The organism is Gracilimonas sp. (genome assembly GCF_035704785.1).
Taxonomy (GTDB): domain Bacteria; phylum Bacteroidota; class Rhodothermia; order Balneolales; family Balneolaceae; genus Gracilimonas.
On sequence record NZ_DASSWP010000088.1, the window covers coordinates 1 to 22883 of the forward strand.

General features: G+C 41.0%; 22 protein-coding genes. 8 read left to right on the plus strand and 14 right to left on the minus strand.

From position 1 onward, the window contains the following. Window positions 1-39: 39 nt before the first annotated feature. On the plus strand, window positions 40-312 hold the full coding sequence (locus tag VFM80_RS04960) for a DUF2442 domain-containing protein (protein WP_395070161.1): 273 nt from the start codon (window positions 40-42) through the stop codon (window positions 310-312). A 19-nt stretch (window positions 313-331) separates the two neighbouring features. On the opposite strand, the gene VFM80_RS04965 is transcribed toward VFM80_RS04960, so the two are convergent. From VFM80_RS04965 to greA, 14 genes are all read right to left on the minus strand, one after another. Continuing rightward, window positions 332-841: a DUF2480 family protein gene (locus VFM80_RS04965; RefSeq protein ID WP_395070163.1), complete on the minus strand. Its 510-nt coding sequence runs from the start codon at window positions 839-841 to the stop codon at window positions 332-334. A 74-nt stretch (window positions 842-915) separates the two neighbouring features. After that, entirely contained in the window at window positions 916-1254 is a 339-nt protein-coding gene (locus VFM80_RS04970; protein ID WP_395070165.1) for a HesB/IscA family protein, read from the minus strand. Between the two features lie 18 nt (window positions 1255-1272). Then, a complete protein-coding gene (locus tag VFM80_RS04975; RefSeq protein WP_395070167.1) occupies window positions 1273-1824 on the minus strand; it encodes a NifU family protein in 552 nt (183 codons plus the stop codon). An 18-nt stretch (window positions 1825-1842) separates the two neighbouring features. Continuing rightward, complete coding sequence (locus VFM80_RS04980) at window positions 1843-3090, minus strand: aminotransferase class V-fold PLP-dependent enzyme (RefSeq protein ID WP_395070169.1); 1248 nt, start codon at window positions 3088-3090, stop codon at window positions 1843-1845. Window positions 3091-3310: 220 nt separating this feature from the next. Next, a complete protein-coding gene (gene sufD, locus VFM80_RS04985; protein ID WP_395070170.1) occupies window positions 3311-4648 on the minus strand; it encodes a Fe-S cluster assembly protein SufD in 1338 nt (445 codons plus the stop codon). Continuing rightward, window positions 4648-5421: a Fe-S cluster assembly ATPase SufC gene (gene sufC / locus VFM80_RS04990; RefSeq protein ID WP_395070202.1), complete on the minus strand. Its 774-nt coding sequence runs from the start codon at window positions 5419-5421 to the stop codon at window positions 4648-4650. Before sufC ends, sufD begins: the two co-directional genes overlap by 1 nt. 123 nt (window positions 5422-5544) lie before the next feature. Continuing rightward, on the minus strand, window positions 5545-6987 hold the full coding sequence (gene sufB, locus VFM80_RS04995) for a Fe-S cluster assembly protein SufB (RefSeq protein ID WP_395070172.1): 1443 nt from the start codon (window positions 6985-6987) through the stop codon (window positions 5545-5547). 199 nt (window positions 6988-7186) lie between these two features. Then, window positions 7187-8140, minus strand: coding sequence for a phosphate acetyltransferase (gene pta / locus VFM80_RS05000; RefSeq protein WP_395070174.1), 954 nt, complete (start codon window positions 8138-8140; stop codon window positions 7187-7189). A 3-nt stretch (window positions 8141-8143) separates the two neighbouring features. Continuing rightward, complete coding sequence (locus VFM80_RS05005) at window positions 8144-8845, minus strand: EamA family transporter (RefSeq protein WP_395070176.1); 702 nt, start codon at window positions 8843-8845, stop codon at window positions 8144-8146. Between the two features lie 158 nt (window positions 8846-9003). Beyond that, on the minus strand, window positions 9004-10779 hold the full coding sequence (locus VFM80_RS05010; RefSeq protein WP_395070178.1) for a caspase family protein: 1776 nt from the start codon (window positions 10777-10779) through the stop codon (window positions 9004-9006). After that, a complete protein-coding gene (locus VFM80_RS05015; protein WP_395070180.1) occupies window positions 10770-11987 on the minus strand; it encodes an acetate/propionate family kinase in 1218 nt (405 codons plus the stop codon). Before VFM80_RS05015 ends, VFM80_RS05010 begins: the two co-directional genes overlap by 10 nt. 7 nt (window positions 11988-11994) lie before the next feature. After that, window positions 11995-13233 (minus strand): hypothetical protein, encoded by a 1239-nt coding sequence (locus tag VFM80_RS05020; RefSeq protein ID WP_395070182.1) that lies wholly within the window; start codon window positions 13231-13233, stop codon window positions 11995-11997. Next, window positions 13212-13670 carry an NUDIX hydrolase gene (locus VFM80_RS05025; RefSeq protein WP_395070184.1) on the minus strand — a complete coding sequence of 153 codons (459 nt, stop codon included), beginning with the start codon at window positions 13668-13670 and terminating at the stop codon, window positions 13212-13214. Before VFM80_RS05025 ends, VFM80_RS05020 begins: the two co-directional genes overlap by 22 nt. Before the next feature lie 21 nt (window positions 13671-13691). After that, window positions 13692-14165 (minus strand): transcription elongation factor GreA, encoded by a 474-nt coding sequence (gene greA / locus VFM80_RS05030; protein WP_395070186.1) that lies wholly within the window; start codon window positions 14163-14165, stop codon window positions 13692-13694. Between the two features lie 218 nt (window positions 14166-14383). Here greA and VFM80_RS05035 point away from each other — a divergent pair, with 218 nt between their 5' ends. The 7 genes from VFM80_RS05035 (at window position 14384) to dnaB (ending at window position 22720) form a co-directional block, all read left to right on the plus strand. After that, window positions 14384-16171 carry an SLC13 family permease gene (locus tag VFM80_RS05035; protein ID WP_395070188.1) on the plus strand — a complete coding sequence of 596 codons (1788 nt, stop codon included), beginning with the start codon at window positions 14384-14386 and terminating at the stop codon, window positions 16169-16171. Window positions 16172-16177: 6 nt separating this feature from the next. Continuing rightward, window positions 16178-17911 carry a SulP family inorganic anion transporter gene (locus tag VFM80_RS05040; protein ID WP_395070190.1) on the plus strand — a complete coding sequence of 578 codons (1734 nt, stop codon included), beginning with the start codon at window positions 16178-16180 and terminating at the stop codon, window positions 17909-17911. A 315-nt stretch (window positions 17912-18226) separates the two neighbouring features. Next, entirely contained in the window at window positions 18227-18763 is a 537-nt protein-coding gene (locus VFM80_RS05045; protein WP_395070192.1) for an RNA methyltransferase, read from the plus strand. A gap of 45 nt (window positions 18764-18808) precedes the next feature. After that, window positions 18809-19624, plus strand: a complete 816-nt coding sequence (locus tag VFM80_RS05050; protein ID WP_395070194.1) for a uracil-DNA glycosylase — start codon at window positions 18809-18811, stop codon at window positions 19622-19624. A 25-nt stretch (window positions 19625-19649) separates the two neighbouring features. Further along, on the plus strand, window positions 19650-20180 hold the full coding sequence (locus VFM80_RS05055; protein ID WP_395070196.1) for a GNAT family N-acetyltransferase: 531 nt from the start codon (window positions 19650-19652) through the stop codon (window positions 20178-20180). A gap of 87 nt (window positions 20181-20267) precedes the next feature. Next, a complete protein-coding gene (locus VFM80_RS05060) occupies window positions 20268-21035 on the plus strand; it encodes a CDP-alcohol phosphatidyltransferase family protein (RefSeq protein ID WP_395070198.1) in 768 nt (255 codons plus the stop codon). A gap of 155 nt (window positions 21036-21190) precedes the next feature. Further along, window positions 21191-22720 (plus strand): replicative DNA helicase, encoded by a 1530-nt coding sequence (gene dnaB / locus VFM80_RS05065; RefSeq protein ID WP_395070200.1) that lies wholly within the window; start codon window positions 21191-21193, stop codon window positions 22718-22720. Window positions 22721-22883: the final 163 nt, after the last annotated feature.

Below are 22883 nucleotides of genomic sequence, written 5' to 3' on the forward strand. Positions count from 1 at the left end.
AGGTTACAGAAATTATTGAACAAATAATGGAGCATAAAGATGAAATCAGAGAAAGCTGGAACAACCATTTCGGACAATAAAACAGAAGTAACCAATATCTCTTCACACGGTATTTGGTTGTTTCATGACTCTAAAGAGCACTTTCTTCCCTACAAACAATTCCCGTGGTTTAAAAAAGCCACAATTAAAGAAGTGACAAACGTAGAATGTCCATCAAAAAATCACTTCTACTGGCCTGATTTAGATGTTGACCTACACTTGGAATCAATCGAAAACCTTGAAAAGTATCCATTGGTAAGCAAAGAGAACTAATCACCGGAATCAGCAATCCTTACTTTTTCCAAACCGGTACATTCGAGCAAGCTTCCCCGTACATAATTTTTTTAGCTGTACCCATTAACTTATTGGTAGCCAGCATGTAAATGGAATCTGGGACGTGCACTTTTCCGCAGCCTTTCAGAAGGACGAACTTGTCTTCGTATTGGCCCCAGTCGTACTCTTCGAGCTTTCGTTGGTATAGTTGGTGAAGAAAAGCTTCTTTCTTCCCGAGAAATACTTCTTTGGCAAATGAATTGACGTAAGAGGTGATCAACATCCAGGCCCAGGGAGCAATAATGGCATCGGTGCTGCAGTGCACACACAAGTTCTTTCCTTCGTACTGCGACCAGTCATATTTCTTCAGCTGTTCCCGAAAATCCTTCTCCTTCAGCAACAATTCCTGAAACAGAAACTTCTTGATATCCAGCTCCTCAATGGGGGTATCATCATGGAATTTCTGCAGATCCAGCGTTACCAGCTTGGTGTTTTGTTGAACCTTATTTACGATTACATCTTCAGCCATAGTAAATTTCTTTTGATTGCCACAAAAACTCTAAAACACTAAAATTTTAGTGCTTTCGTGATTTAGTGGCAAAATTAAATCGAGAAGGATTCACCACAGGAGCAAGTCCTGGTAGCATTAGGATTTTTGAAATGGAATCCCTGCCCATTCAATCCTTCGGTGTAATCCAATTCGGTTCCGGCCAGATAGAGGAAACTTCTCATATCGACCAGCACTTTCAGTCCGTCCACATCAAAGATCTTATCATTCTCTTCTGGCTGTACATCAGAATTGAATTCAAGATCATAGGTTAAGCCGGAGCATCCCCCACTTACTACGCCTACGCGTAGAAATGCATCGTCAGGAACACTTTGTTCTTTGCGGATCAAGTTGATGCGTTCAGTGGCACGATCTGTGATGGAAAGTTCTTCCATAATACTTCTCTTTAGGATTTAAACAGAAACAACCTGAATTTCGGGATCAATACGCTTCACCATGCTTTCTATAGCATACAACGTGCCGGTTGTAGCCGTTGGGCATGTACCACAAGCTCCTTGATAGTGAACCTTGAGACGATTTTGCTCAAGTCCGAGTACTTTTAATCCACCGCCATCGGCAAGCAGATACGGACGAACTTGTTCGTCAAGCATACGGGTAATTTCCTGCAAACGAGGATCATCAGAACCCTGCACTTCTTTACTCATATGGACATCGCTGTCGTCTTCTTCATGAGTAACGGCTTCTGCTTCGCGAATTGGAGGAGCCAGTTTGCGGAGTAATTCCGACCAAACAGCTTTTCCATCCTGCGTAACAGTGATGTATTTGTCTACATAATAGACATTGATCACGTTATCGACTGCAAACAGTGCTTCTGCCAGCTCATCGCCTTCAGCCTCGGCCGCATTTTCAAAGGAACGAGTGGTTCCGTTGGTTAGCGGTTCAGCCAATACAAAGCGCATGGCATCGGGATTTGGTGTGCGTTCTATTTCTTTAATTTTAGCCATATCAGTTCTCTTTTGTTGTCAAAAAAATTCTTGTACGTATTTAATTCCATTTACCAGTCGGTCAATATCTTCTTCGTTATTATAAAAAGAAATGGACGCTCTTGCGGTACCTGGAATTTCAAAATGGTCCATGATCGGTTGGGCGCAATGATGACCGGTTCGCACTGCAATGCCCTTTTGATCTAAAATAGTGCCGGCATCTGTGGGGTGAATTCCCTCCAGTAAAAACGAAATGACCGATGCTTTGTTTTCCGCCGTTCCTATGATCTTCAATCCATCGATCTCGTTGAGTTTAGCTGTGGCATATTCCAGTAACTCATGCTCACGTACTGCGATATTCTCCATCCCGACTTCATTCAGAAAGTCAATGGTCTCAGCAAAACCGACTCCGGCTGCGATAGGCGGAGTTCCTGCTTCAAATTTATGGGGAAGGTCGTTCCAGGTGGTTTTCTCAAACGTTACCTTGTCGATCATATCCCCTCCTCCTCTGTACGGGGGCATTTCTTCCAGCAATTCTTTCTTGCCGCAGAGAATTCCGAATCCCGTTGGACCACACATTTTGTGAGCTGAAAAGGCGTAAAAATCTGCATCCAGTTTCTGAACATCGACCTTAGCATGCGGAACAGCCTGTGCTCCGTCTATCAGCACCGGAATATCTTTGGCGTGAGCCGCTTCAATGATCTCTTCCACCGGATTGATAGTTCCGAGCGCATTGGAAACATGAACCACTGCAACCATTTTGGTGCGATCCGAAAGGAGTTTGTGATATTCATCCATCATCAGCTCCCCGGATTCGGTCATAGGAATGACCTTGATCCTGGCTCCCGTTTCCTCAGCCACCATTTGCCAGGGCACGATGTTGGCGTGATGTTCCATTTCGGAAAGAATGATCTCGTCACCTTCCTTGAAATGCTTACGTCCGTAGCTCTGCGCCACTAAATTGATGGAATCGGTGGTTCCGGTCGTGTAAATGATCTCTTCCGGATGGCGGGCATTGACCAGCTCTTTCACTTTCTTGCGAGCTGATTCAAAAGCATCAGTCGCCTGCTGACTCAAGGAGTGAATACCACGATGCACATTTGAATGCTCATTGGAGTGATAGGCATTTATGCGATCTATCACTCGCTGTGGCATTTGCGAGGAAGCCCCGTTATCCAGATATACCACCGGCTGTCCATTCACTTCACGCTGAAGCACGGGAAATTGACTGCGAATAACTTCCCAGTCGATCGTGGTTTTGGTTTCTGTTTTCAGGGTTTCTTGCATGATACTTACCACATAATGTCTAATTCAAACTCTGAACTTTTATAAGCTCAGAATAAGTCTCTCCTTGAGGAGAGATCAACAAATCAGTTGTTCCTGATTTGTTGTGAGAGGTGTTGGTCGATTCAAGCAACCTTGCCCTAATCGACATCCTCCGCCAGACTTCACATTCGTTCAGTCCGGCACCTCCCTCAAGGGAGGACTTTTTCAATAATTCAATTGATCAATTCCCTACCGCAACAAATTCTTCGTCGCGAGAGGTGAATTTGACTACTTCGTCTAACAATAATTTGTGTACAGATTCCACTTCCATATTCTCGATACTTTCGAGAGTGAAAGCGTATACCAGCAACTCACGGGCTTTCTTCTTGGTCAAACCACGACTGTGTAGGTAAAATACCTCGTCCTCGTTCAAATGACCAATGGTTGCACCGTGAGAACACAGTACGTCATCAGAAAAAATCTCCAGCTGAGGCTTGGTGTGAACCGTTCCATCAACTGAAAGCAACAAGTTTCTGTTTTCTTGGAAGGAATCGATCTTCTGGGAATCTTCCCGAACAAAGATCTTACCGTTAAAGATGGAATGGGCTTTGTCATTGACTACCACTTTGTGCAGCTGGTGACTTTGTGCATGCCAGTGCCTGTGATCTATAGCAGAATGTGTATCCGCAATTTGCTCGCCATCGATCAGCACTAAACCGTCAATGGTGAAATTTACTTCCTCATCATTTTGTACCACCCGTGGATCGTTACGGAATAACTTCGCACCCAAGCAAATGGTGTACGAGTGATATTCAGCATACTTATCGAGGTGTGCGATCGGACGGGAAACATGGCTCGCCTTCTTACTGTCGCGCTGAATTCTCGCATGGTGAATATTGGAACCTTCCTTCATTTTGAACTCAGCCACGGGAATATTCAGATATTCATTTTCGGCAAGGCCGATATGCTCTTCAACAACCGTTGATTTGGAATATGCTTCCCCAACAAATAATACACGCGGAGTGGCATAAAAAGGCTTTTGAGCATCCGTAAATACATTCAGAATGTGAATCGGAGCTTCAACTTTGGTTTCCTTAGGAACGTGAATAAACACGCCATCTTTGAAGTTGGCTTCGTTCAGGGCGTTAAATACGTCCTGATCCTCATCGTAAGTAGTGTACTTACCAAGATGTTTTTTTACAACTTCAGAATTGCCGTATTCAACAAGTGTGCCAACGGTTACGTTATCCGGAATGGCATCTAATGAAGATCGCTCTGCATCAAATTCACCATTCACAAAAACCAAACGGCTTTCCTGTGCTTCGGGTAAATAATAATTGCTGATGTCACCTACGGAGTTGGCACCGGCTTCAGCAACAGGAACAAAATGGTTGCGGCTGATGGATCTCAGATCGGTAAATCTCCAGTCCTCATCTTTCTTAGTGGGAAATGGAAATTCCGAGATATTTCCTGCTCCTTTTTGATTCAATCCGGCTATTACATCCACATCCGATGTGGAGCTGAAATCACCGTCCAAAAAGTTCAGTATCGTTTCTTTTTCTTGTACTGCTGTACTCATTACTGAGCCTCTCCATTTAGGGAAAATTCTTTTTCAAGTTTCTCGTAGCCCTGATCCTCAAGCTCATGTGCAAGCTCTTTGCCCGCAGACTTCACGATTCTGCCATCCATCATCACATGTACAAAATCAGGAGTAATGTAGTTGAGCAGTCGCTGGTAGTGTGTGATCAAAACGATAGCATTTTGAGGCCCTGCAATTTTGTTGATGCCATCCGAAACAACTTTCAGGGCATCGATATCGAGTCCTGAGTCAGTTTCATCCATGAAAGCCAGCTTTGGATTTAATACAGCCATCTGGAAAACCTCATTCTTTTTCTTCTCACCGCCAGAAAATCCAGTGTTGATGCTTCGCTCGAGAAACTCATCTTTCATGTCGATGATCTCAAGGCGCTCTTTCAGATAATCATCAAATTCGAGGGGATCGAGTTCTTCCCGGTCATTTTCACGAGCGATCGTATTATAAGACTCACGGAGCAGCGTTCTGTTAGTGATACCCGGCACTTCGATCGGATATTGAAATGCAAGAAACATACCCAGGTGAGCACGCTCATCGGCATCCAGTTCGGTGATGTCTTCGCCTTCAAAAAGGATCTCCCCTTCAGTGATCTCATACTCGGGATGGCCGGATACTACTTTGGCCAGCGTACTTTTTCCACTTCCGTTCGGACCCATAATGGCATGGATCTCTCCTTTGTTGATGGTGAGATTTACACCTTTGAGAATTTGTTCGTCTTCGCCTTCAACTGAGGCATGTAAGTTTTTGATCTCTAACACGTTTCTGTTCTTTTGTCTTTTTTGATTATTTAATTTCTTCGATATGGTATGTTGAATGCTCAATTTTGAATGTTAAATGTGTACTGTATCATTTCACATTTAGCATTCAACATTTAAAATTACTTATCCAACACTACCTTCCAGTTTCACATCAAGCAGGGCGTTTGCCTCTGTTGCGAATTCAAGCGGCAGCTCTTTCAGAACTTCCTTCACAAATCCGTTGATGATCATGGAAATGGCATCCTGCTCACTTATTCCACGCTGCATCAGGTAGAAGATCTGCTCCTCACCTACACGCGAAGTCGAAGCCTCATGCTCAACACTAGCGGTTGGATTTTGAGAGGATATGTAAGGGAACGTATGCGCTCCACAGGTCTGACCGATCAACATCGAGTCACAAACCGAGTAATTACGGGCGCCATCTGCACCTTTACCTATTCTAACTTCTCCGCGATAGCTGTTGTTTGAATTTCCGGCAGAGATACCTTTGGAAATAATGGTACTCTTGGTGTTTTTGCCAATGTGTATCATTTTCGTACCGGTGTCGGCTTGCTGTCGTTTGGTGGTTACAGCAACTGAGTAGAATTCCCCAATAGAACCATCGCCTTGCAAGATCACACTTGGATATTTCAGCGTAACGGCCGATCCTGTTTCAAGCTGAGTCCAACTGATTTTTGAATTCTTACCGCGGCAGGCTCCGCGCTTAGTTACAAAATTGTAGATACCTCCTTTCCCATCTTCATCACCGGCATACCAGTTCTGAATGGTGGAATATTTGATCTCCGCATTATCCAAAGCCACCAATTCAACCACGGCGGCGTGAAGCTGATGTTCATCATACATTGGAGCCGTACAACCTTCCAGGTAGCTAACATGTGAATTATCTTCCGCAATGATCAGCGTTCGTTCAAACTGACCGGAATTCATATTGTTGATGCGGAAGTAGGTAGAAAGCTCCATCGGACAGATCGTGTCTTTAGGCACGTAGCAAAACGATCCGTCAGAAAATACCGCTGAATTCAATGCAGCGTAAAAGTTATCTCGAACCGGAACCACCGACCCCATATACTTTTTCACCAGTTCAGGGTGATTTTTAATCGCTTCCGAAATAGAGCAGAAAATTACTCCGGCTTCAGCCAGCTTCTCTTTGAACGAAGTGAATACTGAAACACTGTCAAATACAGCATCTACAGCAACACCTGCCAGAGCCTTTTGCTCTTCAAGTGGTATACCCAGCTTTTCATAGGTCTCGCGGATTTTTGGATCTACATCATCCAAACTGTCCAATTTAGGTTTATTCTTTGGAGCTGAATAAAACTGCAGAGTATCGAACTTTGGTTTCTCGTAAGTGGCATTGAACCAATCCGGTTCTTCCATTTCCGTCCAGGCGCGATAGGCCTTCAGGCGGAATTCAAGCATCCACTCCGGCTCTTCTTTACGTGCAGAAAGCTCCCGAATAATATCCTCGTTAATTCCTTTTGGAAAATCTTCGTATTCAATATCTGTAGAGAAGCCATACTTATAGTCTTCTCCGATCATTGATTCTAAGGCTTGTGTCTCGCTCATTAGCTGTTTTTAGTCTTAGGGATTGCTCTTTTAATACTCTCGGGAAACAACATTTATGATTACTTCGATAGTTGTTTTCCAAGCTTATTTAGATTGAGTACAAATATACGAAATCTCCCCCTCTTAACTAAACCGAAATGATTGAGAATTTCTATTAAGCTAATCAGGAATCAGGTATGAATAAGGATGTATATTACCTTCAAGAACTCATTAAAGAGCAAACACAAGCTGTATTTACAATATCTTCCCAGGAACAACCCCGGGATAGGTCCATCATGGGTTTTGCGAGTCCCTGAATAATGGGCCCGGTTGCTGTGGCCCCGGCTAGACGTTCAGTGATCTTATAGGCGATATTACCGGCATCAAGGTTTGGAAAAATAAATACATTGGCTTGTCCCGCTACTTCTGAATTTGGTGCTTTACGTTTAGCTACATCCGGAACAATAGCAGCATCAAATTGAAGTTCTCCATCTATAGGGTAATTGAGATTGTGAGAGTTGATGATATCCAGGGCATTTCTAACCAAATCAATGCGTTCGTGTTCAGCACTTCCTTTTGTGGAAAAAGAAAGCATCGCCACTTTTGGAACCACTCCGGTTACTTTTTGATGGGTTTGAGCCGAATCCATTGCAATGGTAGCCAATTGTTCAGCATTAGGGTATGGAACCACGGCACAATCTCCATAGGTAAACCCGCGACCGTCATCAAAGCTCATTAAAAAAACACTGGAAACCACATTCGATCCCGGTTTTAATCCTATAGTTTGAATGGCGGCTCTAAGTACATCTCCGGTTGTGGAAACCGAACCCGCTACGCATCCATCGGCGTCTCCGGCAGCTACCATTGCAGCTCCATAAAAAAGAGGGTCCTTAATAATATCTATTGCATCAGCCTCCGAAATCCCTTTATGCTTTCTGTGCTCATAAAAAGAATGTGCGTACTTTTTGAGGTTTTCATCAGCAACGGGATCGATAACTGCAGAATCCTTAGGTAATCTTCCCACTTTTTCATTCTGTATAAGAATTGGATTTGCAAGCTTCTTATTCTTCAGAAACTGAGCAGCTTTTATAATTCTCTCATCTGAAGAACGCGGAAATACAATCGTTTTCAGATCAGCTTTGGCTCGTTCACGAATATCATTGATGATGTCCATTATCTATAAAAGTAAGAATATTGAAATTATAGCGACCATTAAGCCTGACCACTGTTTTAAAGAGGGTTTGTCCTTCCAAAACCATACTCCTATCAAAGTACCCAAAACAACTAAACTTACATTAACCAATGGAAAAACAATTGATCCGGGCATTAATTTTAAGGCGTAAATTAAAAATATAGATGAATACAAATTCACAACCCCGGTTACTACACCATATCCAATTTCTTTAAAACTAAAGGATATTTTATCTCTTTTGATCAGAATTCCCGTTCCAATAACAAATGAAATAAAGAAAATTCCGGAAACAAACAGATCTTCAGAGATCTGAGTTGAGAACAATTGCTCATATATTTTCAATCCGGTATCAGCAAATCCGGTCATTAGAAAAATTAAAACAGGCAGCCATGCATCTGACAAACCTGAAATACTCCTGGTTCTGATTCGCGGTACCATGAGTAAAAGTGAGACTAGTGCTAAAATAATTCCCACATATTTTAATGAACCAATGGTCTCTCCAAATACATAAAGGCTTGCTGCGATAGGAAAAACCAATGACATCCGCATTGCAGCAATACTTACTCCCATGCCAACCCGGTCGATCGATTTACTGTAAACGACCATATTTGCAATAAACACGATCCCTAAAAGAATCATTAATCCGATCATCCATTTGTCTATTTCCGGATAAGCACTTGCAGACATGGAAAACTCGCGGGAATTTAACAGGCTTATCAAAAACCCTGATAAATAATTAATGACAAGGATCTTAAGAATGTTAAGCTTTCTATTTTCAGCTAACTTTAATATCTGTGCGATAGTAAGTGAGCAGGAAATACTTAAAAAAATGAATAAGAGGCCCATCAATCCGTCAGTTCAAGATCTGCATTTCCAAAGAATAACGGATTCTGAGGTCTGTCATAAATGCTTCGTGATGTAAATGGCACATTTCTTTCCAAATGAGCTCTGATCTCATTAACGGATGTTTTGCCCTGCTTAAATGCCTGTGCAAGATAGTATGTAAATATGCTATGCCTCTTCTGCTCCCCGGTACTGGAGGAGTACATAGCGGATCTTTGGCCTGAACTCGCTCCAAAAATCACTGCTGATTCTGAATTATTGTCTGTTATCACCGAAGCTAATTTCTGCAGCGCCTGATCCGATCTTTCATCATCAATAAAATCCAGATCAGCAAACACAATAACCCTATTTAGATCTGAGTCATTTAGTGCGGCAAAAAAGTCATGCAGATCAATATATTGTCTTTCTTGACCCTCAGTTACACTGCCAACAAGAAAAACTTTACCATCTCTTATTTCTGCATATCCGCTAAGATATATAGTTACATTACTAGAGGCATTTATCGAGTTGATCAATCTGGAATATGCCCTGTCAAGCTGAACCTGAGTGTTTATGTTGCTGATATTGACAATGTTATTACTTCTCATTCCAAACGCCTGAAGGAAGTATTCCTGCATTAACCTCGCATCACGCTGACCATAAATTCGTTCAGAGAGGTCTTCTTCATATTGATAGTTTGAAAGTATAAAAGCAGAAGAGTTTGAGGAGCTTTGGGTTAGAACCGGAATATCCTTTTCCACATCTACTGATCCGAAAGGAACATTTGGAATGGCAATAACAGAAAGATCAGAAGCAAACTCTGAAGAACGCCATATCGTTTGCACATCATTGGCTGATACCCAGGTTTCTGAGATGCCATACAGAACTTTATACCAATTATCTCTCCTTTCAACCAGTTTAAGTTGACTTCCCTCTGCCAAATCGGTCAGTATATTATTGGGATTATTTGAGGGATCGGTCCTTAAAGCAGTAATTTGTGCGTTTACGACTACAAATTGCTCGAAAATAGAAGAGACCGGAATTTCTTTAGCAATACTTAAAGAATCATAAGAAACCTCAACTAAGATATTTTCAGTGGGATCCTCATTAAAAAGACCGGCATCGATCTCTTCTGTCAGGTTAATTGTTATTCTGCTTCCACTAAACTCTCTTTCTTCATTCCGCACCAAAACAGAATCATTGTAAGAGATCCTAAATGTAGGAATCTGATCGTTATAAGGAAGAGCATCACTTGTATCTGCTTCTTGAACCGTGCCCGTCTTTCGCAAAAGCCGGCTTTCACCGGTTGCAGAAGGTTCACCCACCGGTTTCATATTCAAAAAGGAAAGCCCGGTAAGCATGGTCCCTGCCCCGACTAATGCAAACCGCTGAGAGTTACTTGGCTCAGTTAACAATCTATCCGAAAAAGCAGCGTAATAAGATAATCCGGCTCCTGCCACACCCAACATAACATACCCCAAACGCGGCCGGTATCGTTGTATAAATCGTTCAGTCTTTACTCTTTGAGCATATTCATAAAGATTCACTTTTTTAAGATCAAAGTGAATAAGGGGCTGAGTTGGAGTAATGCCATTCGTGCTTTCTAAATAAAATTGTGAAGACACCAATTCAAAATCATTGATATCTGTCTCCTCTTCATTAACTACCACCCAGCTTGTACTTGAGCAAGACGCAAAGGTAAGGGAGATCACTGATATCATTAATATGCCAAATAATCCTGATGACCACATATCTCCAACTACTGAATTAAATCGGTTATAAAATTTTTCTACGCCCATGGGGTTTGTTTTGAAGCAGTCGAAATTTTAGCAGCATCAATAGCTATCACCAGCTCCTCATTAGTGGGTATAACGTGAACTTCAGCTTTCGAATTGTCAGTACTGATCAATGTTCCTTCTTTTAGATCCGAATTTTTCTTCTCATCTATCTCAATACTCATGTAATTGAAACCTTCCAGAATCTTACTTCTGATCGGTGCGGCGTTTTCTCCAATTCCCCCTGTAAAAATGATCGCGTCTACCCCATCCATAGCTGCTATATATGAGCCAATATATTTTTTAGCCCGATAACAAAATACATCAATAGCCTCTGTACATCTTCGATCTCCACTTTCCGCTTCTTCTAATAGATCACGCATATCAGCAGCATAGCCGCTAAGCCCTAAAAGTCCACTGTGTTTGTTTAGCAAAGCGTGAACATTCGCCAGAGATAATTCTTCTTTCTCTATGAGGTAGAATAAGATAGAAGGATCCAGGTCTCCGCTTCTGGTTCCCATTACCAATCCTTCAAGAGGTGAAAATCCCATACTTGTATCATAGGATTTACCGTCCTTGATAGCCGTAATAGAACACCCGTTTCCTAAATGACAAGTAATTACTTTAGACCCTTCCTTTGGTTTACCCGATATTTTAAAATATTTACGGCTTACATAGTAGTGTGAAGTACCGTGAAACCCATACTTTCGAATTTTATACCGGCGATACAACCGATTGGGAATACCATACAAGAATGCATGCTTAGGTATAGAATGATGGAAAGCGGTATCAAAAACGGCTACATGAGGCACATCCGGTAAATGTTTCTTTGCTGCCCGTATACCGCTCAGGTTTGGCGGATTGTGAAGCGGTGCTATGTCAAAAGCCTGCTGAATAGCTTCCTCTACATCTTCATCAATAAGAACCGAGTCCTTAAAGGTCTCCCCTCCATGAACCACCCGGTGACCTACGGCTTCAATTTCATCCAGCGACTTCAGGTGATCATTATCCGCTTCAAGCAGCAACTCCATGATGGTTTTAAGAGCGGCAGCGTGGTTCTCGATCACCATGGTTTTTTTGATCGGTTTTTCATCCTTAAACTCCTGCTTGATGATAGATGTAACGGCTCCGATCCGTTCAACTAAACCTTTACACAAAGACTGTTGCTCCTCTGTGTTGATAAGCTGGTATTTTATGGAAGAACTGCCGCAGTTTATGACAAGAATTTTCATGAGAGAGTTAAAGTGAGATTACAGCTCCTACGCCAATAAAACTACGGAATTTGTAGTTGTTTTCCCCATTTTCGGGATCAGAAAGCCAAAACGGGATTTCGTATCTGACTGCAAAGCCCCTATCCTTTCCGAGCCAATCCGGGATATTGATAGAAAACTGTATTCCAAGCCCGGCATCAGCCGATACTTTATCTACATCAAAAATTATATCATCTTCAAATCTTACCCCACTGATTTTTCCGATATCATGAAATAAATAGGACTTCAGGTGAATAAAATCACCCATTATTGTTCGATTCAGCAAGGAATTAATGTAATTGGGGAAAATTAGCTCCGTATTTAGCGATACCCCTTTATCAAGAGTTCCAGCATAACTAATTGTATAATCTTTATTTCCCTGAGGGTTAGTAAATGATTCTACATTATAACCTCTGAGGTTGAAACCTCCCGCAACCTGGACAAGTCCATTTTCAAAAAAAGAATCAGGAATAGTGCCTCTTGCCCTTGTTACCCCACTATTTAACCAGGATATAGGAGTTCTGTTAGCCATGCTATAATTATATTCTATTGGAGCATCGGAACTGACTAAAGCCCCAAAAACTCTAAGATTTAATCCAAAACCCTTTCCTAAATCTGTCAGATGTTTTACTTCAGCATTTCCAAAGGAGAAATTTCCGGAAGCATTATTGATGTTTTGTTTTAAAGACAAAGATGTCTTCAGTATACCCAGTGATGTAAAGCCACTGGTTTGAAATTCCAAACCCGCTAATGTTTTCCAATTCGTTTCCTGGAATGGATTGAGCCTGTATTCATTGTCTATTGCTTTTTCCTGAAATACACTTAACCTGATTTCCTGATATCTGAGTTCATCGAATTCTTTCTGAAAGCGTTTATTCAGAGCTAACCCATGGCGACTGTATCCGGTTCGGATATTGCTGACAATTTGTACATTAAATTCCTCCCCATAATCAGAAAGACCCGGAATAGGCTCGGTAAAGGAAAAATAATATGAAACCGGTAAGTCTGGGAAATTAGTACCGAGCCAAATTCCGGCATTCAACCTATGTGGACCACTTTTAAATTCACCTTCCATTTCACCCAAAACAAAACCGCCGATGCGGATTCCATCCACGCTGTTATACCATGCATCCGGGTAGAAATTGAGATTATAGGAATCGGATTGGGCCAACCCAATGCCGGGCATCAACAAAAAAAGAAAGGCGATTAAGAAATTTCGATTATCCACTCTGGAAGTATGTCAAGAAATTGATGGGTTAATATATCGTATGTTAGCTGCATGAGCCGTCTTTGTTCGGGCCAGCTTATATAGGGCTGAATTCCATCTATACTAACCCATTTAAATTCAGAATGTTCTTCATCAAGTTGAATATCTGAATCATTATCTAATTCAGCTGCAAATGCCGGGATAGAAAGGATAGCATCCGTTTTAGCTTCATAGAACTGATTTATTGAAGGTATGGCCCAGAATTTAACAGGTTTTAAGCCCGTTTCTTCTTTTAGTTCACGAAGTGCGGCTTCCCAGCTTTGTTCCCCTTCCTCAACTTTACCCCCAACCATGCGCCATTGACCGGCATATATTTTTTCTGAAGATCTTTTAAAAATTAGAAAATGAGGTTGCCCATCTTGCATACGGTAAGGATAGACATCAATGAGCTTTTTCATTAGCCAAAGGTCTGGATAAGATTAAATTTCGATGTTCTTCACTTCCAGCTCTAACTTACCTGCAGGGACATCCACTTCAACCGCTTCTCCAATTTCGCGGCCCATCAGCGCTTTTCCAATTGGGGAATCGATGGAGATCTTTCCGGCAGCAAAGTCGGCTTCATTTGCTGATACCAATGTATACTTCATTTCCTTTCCAACATTTTTATTCAAGATGGTAACTGTTGTCAATACACGCACTTTAGACAGATCCAGGTCCTTTGTATCCAATACACGAGCATTGGCAAGTGCATCTTCAAGTTTAGTTATTCTGTCTTCAAGATGCCCCTGAGCCTCTTTAGCTGCATCATATTCGGCATTCTCACTTAAATCCCCTTTAGCTCTTGCTTCAGCAATTTCAGCAGCGATCTCTCTCCGCCCTCTTGTTTTAAGGTCTTTTAATTCTGCATCCAACCGATCATAACCTTCCTGTGTCAGGTATTGAACTTTACTCATAATCTCTGCTTTTGTTCTGTTTCCATAAATAAAAAAAGCAATCTACTGATAGCAGATGGCTTTTACATTAACTTTTTGAATATACTTAAAAATAAGAGGTTATTGAATGTTTTTCCATTCTGTTTTTGAGCACTACAAGTTCTTTAAAAGTATTTTTATAAAACCATGATACTTGTCATATTCTGCAGTCAAAAGAATGCCTGATTAAAAGCTTTATTATGTTCGGAATAGCTCCGGAAATTATATTTGTTTATGCCCTTATTCTGCTTGCCGTTTTCTTGTTTATCAACAAGCGTATTTCTTTTGATATCACTTCCCTGATCCTTTTGGCCATATTAATAGTTTCGGGGATCCTGACTCCAAAAGAGGGGCTTTCAGGCTTCAGTAATCCTGCAACTGTGACCATTGCCTGCATGTTTATACTTAGTGAAGGACTCAGAAGAACCGGGGCACTCGATATAGTCGGGGATTATTTTTTTAAGCTAAGTAAGCTCAATTATCGGTTCGCAATTTTTATCATAATGCTGGTAATTGGAGTGATCTCAGCTTTTATTAACAATACAGCTGCAGTCGCTATATTTATTCCGGTGATAATCAGCCTTTCAAAGGATTTGGATAAAAGTGCCTCCAAACTTCTGATGCCCATGTCGTTTGCAGCCATGTTCGGCGGTGTTTGCACCCTTATAGGGACTTCAACTAATCTCCTGGCAGATTCCATTGCAACAGATAATGGTCTTGAAGGTTTTGGTATGTTTGATTTTGCTCCTGTTGGGATCATCTTTTTCGTAGTCGGTTTTATCTATTTGTTCACTGTTGGAATCAATCTCATCCCGGAACGGCGAAAAGATGAATCGCTAACAGAGACCTTCGAACTCCAGAGCTATCTGACCGATGTAATTTTACTGCCTAACTCACCTTTTGTCGATACGCCCCTGCACAACACCAAACTTATACAAGATCTGGATCTCGATATTGTGGAGGTTTTAGATAAAGATGGAACCTCAAAATCTGACCGACAGAATATCAAGCTTCAAGAAAAAGATACACTTCGTATTCGCGGAAGTGTAAAAGAGCTCAACAAGTTACTTAATCGTGAAGATGTATTGATCAAACCTAACAAGAACTGGGAAGATAAGGATTTTGAAGTCGGAAATGCTCAACTGGTTGAAGCTGTAATTGCCCCTGAATCCTCTTTCGAGGGTAAAAAACTAAAGAATATTGAACTATATCATCAATATGAGGCATTGGTTTTAGCGATCCGTCAAAAAGGTGAGATACAGCAAGAACACCTTCCAGATATCCGCATGCAAAGTGGTACTTCCTTACTTTTATACGCAAAAAAAGAACGTGTTAATGATATAAAAACAGCAGAGGAGTTTGTATTAGCCACAGAGATCGACGTCCCTGATTTTAAACAATCAAAAATACCGGTAGCCATAGGTATAATTGCCGGTGTAGTTGGATTTGCCGCTTTTGGCATTTTACCCATTGTTGCCACAGCAATTTGTGGGGTGATATTAATGGTATTAACAGGTTGCCTTAGCAATGAAGAAGCTTATCAATCCATCAACTGGAAAGTGATTTTCTTGCTTGGAGGGGTTTTACCCCTTGGAATTGCTATGCAAAAAACCGGGGCAGCCCAACTTTTAGCTGATGGTATAATAACTAATTTTGAAGCACTAGGTCCAACAGCAGTATTATCGGCCTTCTTTTTCCTTTCTATGATGCTTACCAACCTGATCTCAAATCAGGCCACAGCTGCTTTACTTGCCCCAATCGCTATAGAGGCATCTACAGTAATCAATGTTAATGCAGATCCTTTACTCGTAGCGGTTACCATGGCTGCATCTCTAAGCTTTATGTCTCCCATTGGTTATCAAACTAACACAATGATTTTCGGTCCCGGTCAATATAAATTTATAGATTTCGTGAAAGTAGGTACTCCGCTTAATATCTTATTCTGGATTATTGGTACCTTTGCCATTCCAATATTCTGGCCATTTTAATATCATATGCAGAAATTTTTATCTAAATATGTCCCAATTATTCAGGTTCTGAGAGATTATGATCTGAAGCAATTAAAAGCAGACATGATCTCCGGTTCTACAGTTGGGGTAGTTCTTATTCCTCAGGGGATGGCATACGCTGTTATTGCGGGACTCCCTCCTATTTATGGTCTTTATGCCGGACTCGTACCTCTTTTTATCTATCCAATATTTGGAACATCACGGCATATTTCAATTGGTCCGGTAGCTATAGACATGCTGATACTTGCTGCAGGTTTGGGCTTTTTAGCAGGAAGTGATCCGACTGAAAAAGTCATTTTTGCTATTATGATCGCACTTATGACCGGAGTATTTCAATTGATGATGGGCTTTTTAAAATTAGGCTTTGTTTTCAATTTATTTTCAAGGCCTGTTATTTCCGGTTTCACTATAGCCGCTCCTATTATAATAATCATAAGTCAGGTGGGCATTCTTTTGAATATTGATATACCCAATTCGCAATACATACATGAAATGGTCTATTATATTTGGCAGCATATCCAATCCACTCATTTACCTTCCTTTGGTCTATCCTTGTTCTTTATATCATTTTTATTGCTGATGAGAAGATATTACTCCAAAATACCTGAATCTGTAGTACTGGTTGCAATCACTATTTTGGTCTTATCTTTCATCAGTGTTTCAAAATGGGGAGTTGCACAGGTTGGTGCCATCCCTCAGGGTCTTCCTGAATTCACTATACCTTCATTCAATCTTGAAACTATTAAACAATTGGCTCCCAATGCTTTTACCTTAGCACTTATACAATTCATGACCGTAGCTTCCCTTTCTAGGGCGTTTGCAAGAAAGCACGGATATACTGTAAATCCTAACCAGGAATTAATCGCCATTGGGAGCAGTAATGTGGTAGGGAGTTTCTTTCAGTCTCTGCCTGTCTCTTCCAGCTTTACAAGATCAGCTATTTCAGAACAAGGCGGTGGGGAAACCTCGTTATCTAATTTTTTTGCGGGTGCTCTCATTCTCTTTACCCTTCTTTTTCTTACTCCATTATTTGAAATTTTACCTGAACCGTTATTAGGTGCTATTATCGTTGTCTCAGTAAGCAGCCTTATCGATATCAAGGAGCTGAAGTTTCTCATTCACACTAAAAGAAGAGATGCGCTTATAGCTTTTATAACTGTTATAAGTGTGTTGGCAATTGGAATCCAGGAAGGCATTATTATTGGTTTACTTTCATCGGTTTTAGCTTTACTGCTTAAGATGAGTAAACCAACTGTGGCCGAACTTGGACTGATTCCCGGAACAAGGGATTTCAAAAACAGAAATCGTTTTTCTGAGGTAAAGCAGATTCCGGGCGTGCTCATACTTCGGGTTGATGCCCCGTTTTCATTTGTTAATGCTGAATTTTTTAAAAATTACATTCTTGAAAAGAGCATGAATGATACCAATGCACTTAAGTATGTGATCATTGATGGAACAACCATCGGCGACCTTGATATATCCGCAATGGATTCCCTGCTTATGATCATTGAAACTCTAAAAAAACAAGGGATAGAATTATACATTTCTGGTTTGATCGGCCCGGTAAGGGATGTAATTCGAAAATCAGACATCAGTACTTTTGTAAAATCAGACCGTTTTTTTAATACTGTACACGACGGTGTGGTAGTAGCTTTGAAAAAACAAGATGACCAAGACAACGGCAACCGGCTTAACGAATACAAAGAGATCTGCGCCTAACCGGGAAAAGCCGAGCTTGGTATTCAAATCAAATAATCGATAGAAGGACTGGAAATCTGTGCACCAAGATTTAAGCTAAACAACCACGAACTCGATCTGACAGATTACCCGTCTGATCGATGAATTAAGCCTCAGAAGTTAAACATGGAATAAGTTAGTTCAGTTCGAATCAAACAATCGGTCAGACGGACTTAGAGCCATCAGGCCAAGAGGTTATTTCTGCAGATAACAAAAAGTTAAATAATGAAATGATGCAGGAACTATCCTATTTTAGTCAACCAAAAAACTGTTGTGTAATCTTAAAAAACCTTCTTAGTGAATAAGTTATCAACTAAAGAAATTCTTGAAGAAAACCTTTCCCGCACTGCACCGGAAAAGCTCAGCTCACTTAAAATATTGGTGCATAACATCCGAAGCCTGCATAATGTAGGCTCCATTTTTCGTTCTGCTGATGCCTTTGGGATCTCAGAAATTATTCTATCCGGCTATTCTGCTACTCCTCCCAGGCCGGAGATCAATAAAACAGCCATCGGAGCTGAGGACTTTGTTGCATGGCAATATTTTGACACCGGAACAGAGGCGTTAAATGAACTGAAATCCGAAGGCTATTATATTATTGGATTAGAACAAACGACTGACAGCACCGTTCTTCCAAATTTCAATGCAAAACAACACGGAAAAATTTGTATTGTTCTTGGCAATGAGGTTACCGGTATTGATGATGACATTCTTCCTTTAATTGATGAATTCGTCTCTATTCCGCAATATGGACATAAACACTCTTTAAATGTTTCGGTTGCAGCAGGTGTGGTCTTATATGCTATGCTGGAAAAACTTTGGCACGATGAATGATCCGTTCTACTGCAATGATCAAATTGAATACCCACAAAAGATGATATGAGTGATCCTAAAGAATTTTTAGAAAAAGCGTACCGATTTTTAAAACAACAGCAGGAAGTTTATGGTGATTTTTCAGTAAAAGGACTGTCTGCCTCAGATGTTCAAACAAAGGAACAGGTTTCAGATAACATAGAAGAGTCCATAAAGGAGTCTACCCCCGACAAACCCAATAGTAAAAACGAAAATCAGCACACTGCCGCTGAAGAAGGAAAAAACTCAAAGAATTTATCCACTTCAGAACGCATCGCTAATTGTAAAACACTGGAAGAGTTAAGGGCTTTGTGTGAAAAGTCCGAGGAATTAAAAACTGATCTGGATGGTACTAATTTAGTTTTTGGTGTTGGCAATCCTGATGCCGATATAATGGTGATAGGTGAAGCTCCCGGATTCAATGAGGATAAACAAGGTGAGCCTTTTGTTGGAGAAGCCGGTCAGCTGTTGGATAAGATCATGGGAGCTATAAATTTCAGCCGAGATGATATATACATTGCCAATATCCTGAAGCACAGGCCGCCGAATAACCGTGATCCAAAGCCGGAAGAATCAGCCCGTAGTTTACCCTATCTGATGCGGCAAATTGAATTGGTTGATCCCAAGCTCATCTTATGCGTTGGAAGGATTTCAGCTACAACTCTGCTAAACGAAGACACTTCTTTAGGTCGATTAAGGAATAAATTCCATGATTTTCACGGAAGAGAATTGTTGGCAACTTATCACCCTGCTGCGTTGCTCAGGTATAAAAAATACAAACGTCCAACATGGGAGGATGTTCAGATGCTGAGAAAAAGATATGATGAGTTAAAGGACAGCTAATTTTACCGGAATGAATACGGAATTTATGACCATTAAAACACAAAGGTTGGTTCTACGCAAGATCGTTGCTTCTGATCTGGATCATATATTTGAAGGTCTCTCCCACCCCGAAGTAATTAAATATTATGGGATCAGTTTTGCAACCAAAGAATCTGCTAAAGAACAAATGAAATGGTTTTCTGATCATGAAAAAAACGAAACCGGAATTTGGTGGGCTGTTTGTTCAAATGATAATGGAGAATTTTTTGGTGCAGGGGGACTAAATGATATCAATAAAGAACACAGAAAAGCTGAGATCGGTTTTTGGCTTCTCCCTGAATATTGGAATAAGGGATTTATGACTGAAGCAATGCCTGAAATTATTAATTATGGTTTTGAAAAGCTTGACCTGCATCGTATTGAAGGGTTTGTTGAATCAGAAAATACTAATTGCAAAAAAGTATTGGATAAGCTCAGTTTTACTTATGAAGGCACAATGAGGGATGCAGAGCTAAAAAATGGAAAGTATATAAGCATCGACATTTATGCTAAGTTAAATACTCCTTCTGATCTTTGATATAGGTTTATGCATTTACATGAAACTATATTCAAGTGTCTAAATGTTAGGGGCATTTCATAAAAAGGTTGAATAAAAAAAGAACCGTTGTCAAAATTACCTAAAGACCATCAATTCTTAGATCTCTCAGACTACGGGAGACCTGTAGCAAGAGTCATAGCCCGGTCACTTACAGACACTGCATGTACTCCTATCCATGTAACTGTTGGATTTATTATTTCAGGTCTGATAGCTATAGTGTCTGTTATTCAGGGATACTATTTTGCAGCTGCATTCTTTCTGATCTTAAAATCTATTTTAGATGCTGCAGACGGTGAACTGGCACGCTTAAATAACACACCGTCCTATACCGGAAGATATTTCGATTCAATATCAGACATTATTTTAAACCTTTTGATATTACTGTCTATTTGGGCTGTGACCGACACCGGACTTTTCTTTACTATTCTAGCTTTCCTCGGAATACAGTTACAAGGAACACTATACAATTATTACTATGTAATATTGAGAAATAAAGCCAATGGGGATACTACCAGCCGCATTTTTGAAGATACTACACCAAAAGCCCTGGAAGGAGAAAAACAAAAAAACGTATCTATGCTCTTCTGGCTTTATAAAAAACTTTATGGCGTGTTTGATAAAGCTGTGTACACACTCGACTATGAAGCTTCGAAGAGCAAGAAGTTTCCAAAATGGTTTATGACGGCCTTATCTACATTTGGACTCGGCTTTCAGCTCTTGTTGATCAGCCTCATGTTGGTAGCCGGACTAAAAGAGATCATCATTCCTTTTTTTATAGCCTATACAATAATGGTTTTCATTTTCATAGGAATTCGCAGAATTCTTTTTTCTTAAAACATCTCAAAATCAGGTTTGCTGAATTTATAGCATCGGCTTTAAAATGTTGATAAGTCTGTTTAAAATTTGTTCAGAAATATCCTGAATTCCCTTTCATTTTATACCTATTTTTGAAATCATAAATTATCGGAATTTTGATTTCAGCAGACTTCATGGCAAAAAAAAACGGTTCATACAGTAACAAATATCAGCAGGATGATTCAAAGAAGCTTGAGCAAGGCGGGCGGGTACCGCCTCAGGCCGTTGAAGTTGAAGAAGCTGTTCTTGGCGCCATGCTTATTGAACACGGGGCAGCGACTATTGCTTTGCAAATGTTAAAACCAACCGATTTCTATAAAGCTGCTAACCGTCATATTTTTGAAACACTTACCAATCTATATGAGCGCGACAACCCCCTGGATCTGCTGACTGTTGAAAATGAACTCAAGGACAATAACTTACTGGAAGTGTGTGGCGGGCCAACCTATTTATCTGATTTGACCCGGTCCGTAAGTTCATCGGCAAACATTGAGTATCATGCCCAGATCATCATCGAGAAAGCCATCAAGCGGAATCTTATACTGGCAAGTAATGATGTGATCAAGGAGGCGTACGACACTACTTCTGACGCCTACGATGTTTTAGATCATGCCGAGCAAGGTATTTTTGATCTTTCTAACCAAAAAAGCCGCAGTTCTGCTGTTCCCGTTGAAAAGCTTTTAAAAGATACACTCTCCTATTTAGAGGATCTGCGCGGAAAGGAATATGGCATTACCGGTGTTCCAACCGGACTGGCTGTTGATGATATGACGGCCGGCTGGCAAAAAGGTGATCTGGTGATCATTGCAGCTCGTCCATCCATGGGTAAAACGGCATTTGTGCTTACCGCTGCACGTAATGCGGCCCTTCATCCCGACGAAAATTTACGGACTCCAATCGCCCTTTTCAGCCTTGAGATGTCAAATCAGTCTTTGGTGCAACGACTTCTTACCATGGAAGCTCGCGTGAGAGCTGATGAAGCCAGAAAAGGAACCCTTAAAGATGAAGATTTCCGAAGATTGATCGATGCAGCAAGCCGTTTGTTCAGTGCAGAAATCTATATAGATGATACGCCAGGTATCAGCCTTATGGAGCTTAGAACAAAGTGCAGACGATTGAAAAGTGAAAAAGATATCGGTCTCATCATAGTTGATTATTTGCAGTTAATGCAGGCTAACTCCAAAGATATTGGTAACCGTGAACAGGAAATTGCGACTATCTCCCGTGGTTTGAAGGGACTCGCCAAAGAACTGGATGTTCCGGTAATAGCATTGGCTCAGCTTTCCCGTGCAGTGGAGCAGCGTGGAGGTGATAAACGGCCTCAACTCAGTGACTTGCGTGAGTCCGGATCTATTGAACAGGATGCTGATATCGTAATGTTCTTATACCGTGCAGAATATTACGGGATCACGACTACAGAAGAAGGTAAATCAACTGCAGGACTGGCTGAGATCATTATCGGTAAGCAACGTAACGGTCCGGTAGGCAGTAAAATGATGTACTTTGTGAAAGAATACGCCCGTTTCGAAAATTTAACAACAGCTGCCAACAATGATCCAATGATTGGTAATGGAGGAGATAACAAAAATGGGCCTGCAGGTGGAAATGATGGCCCTCCGCCTATGCCGCACAGTCCCGCTCCCGATGAAGACGCCCCTTTTTAGTGAAGTAACATAAGTCATTCTGAGGGTACCCCCAAAGAACCTTGCCTATTTAACCTGAGTTCGACATAAAAATAAATCATATGATAAAGTACAGGTTCATTTCGCGACGAATGCCCGAAATCTAATTGTCTTTTTAGGAATCAACCGCTGATTTTATGGCTAG

Excerpts from the sequence above, each read along its gene's own strand:
- VFM80_RS04960 (WP_395070161.1), top strand. The coding sequence starts at position 40 with ATGAAATCAGAGAAAGCTGGAACAACCATTTCGGACAATAAAACAGAA.
- VFM80_RS04965 (WP_395070163.1), bottom strand. The coding sequence starts at position 841 with ATGGCTGAAGATGTAATCGTAAATAAGGTTCAACAAAACACCAAGCTG.
- VFM80_RS04970 (WP_395070165.1), bottom strand. The coding sequence starts at position 1,254 with ATGGAAGAACTTTCCATCACAGATCGTGCCACTGAACGCATCAACTTG.
- VFM80_RS04975 (WP_395070167.1), bottom strand. The coding sequence starts at position 1,824 with ATGGCTAAAATTAAAGAAATAGAACGCACACCAAATCCCGATGCCATG.
- VFM80_RS04980 (WP_395070169.1), bottom strand. The coding sequence starts at position 3,090 with ATGCAAGAAACCCTGAAAACAGAAACCAAAACCACGATCGACTGGGAA.
- sufD (WP_395070170.1), bottom strand. The coding sequence starts at position 4,648 with ATGAGTACAGCAGTACAAGAAAAAGAAACGATACTGAACTTTTTGGAC.
- sufB (WP_395070172.1), bottom strand. The coding sequence starts at position 6,987 with ATGAGCGAGACACAAGCCTTAGAATCAATGATCGGAGAAGACTATAAG.
- pta (WP_395070174.1), bottom strand. The coding sequence starts at position 8,140 with ATGGACATCATCAATGATATTCGTGAACGAGCCAAAGCTGATCTGAAA.
- VFM80_RS05005 (WP_395070176.1), bottom strand. The coding sequence starts at position 8,845 with ATGTCTGCAAGTGCTTATCCGGAAATAGACAAATGGATGATCGGATTA.
- VFM80_RS05010 (WP_395070178.1), bottom strand. The coding sequence starts at position 10,779 with ATGGGCGTAGAAAAATTTTATAACCGATTTAATTCAGTAGTTGGAGAT.
- VFM80_RS05015 (WP_395070180.1), bottom strand. The coding sequence starts at position 11,987 with ATGAAAATTCTTGTCATAAACTGCGGCAGTTCTTCCATAAAATACCAG.
- VFM80_RS05025 (WP_395070184.1), bottom strand. The coding sequence starts at position 13,670 with ATGAAAAAGCTCATTGATGTCTATCCTTACCGTATGCAAGATGGGCAA.
- greA (WP_395070186.1), bottom strand. The coding sequence starts at position 14,165 with ATGAGTAAAGTTCAATACCTGACACAGGAAGGTTATGATCGGTTGGAT.
- VFM80_RS05035 (WP_395070188.1), top strand. The coding sequence starts at position 14,384 with ATGTTCGGAATAGCTCCGGAAATTATATTTGTTTATGCCCTTATTCTG.
- VFM80_RS05040 (WP_395070190.1), top strand. The coding sequence starts at position 16,178 with ATGCAGAAATTTTTATCTAAATATGTCCCAATTATTCAGGTTCTGAGA.
- VFM80_RS05050 (WP_395070194.1), top strand. The coding sequence starts at position 18,809 with ATGAGTGATCCTAAAGAATTTTTAGAAAAAGCGTACCGATTTTTAAAA.
- VFM80_RS05055 (WP_395070196.1), top strand. The coding sequence starts at position 19,650 with ATGACCATTAAAACACAAAGGTTGGTTCTACGCAAGATCGTTGCTTCT.
- dnaB (WP_395070200.1), top strand. The coding sequence starts at position 21,191 with ATGGCAAAAAAAAACGGTTCATACAGTAACAAATATCAGCAGGATGAT.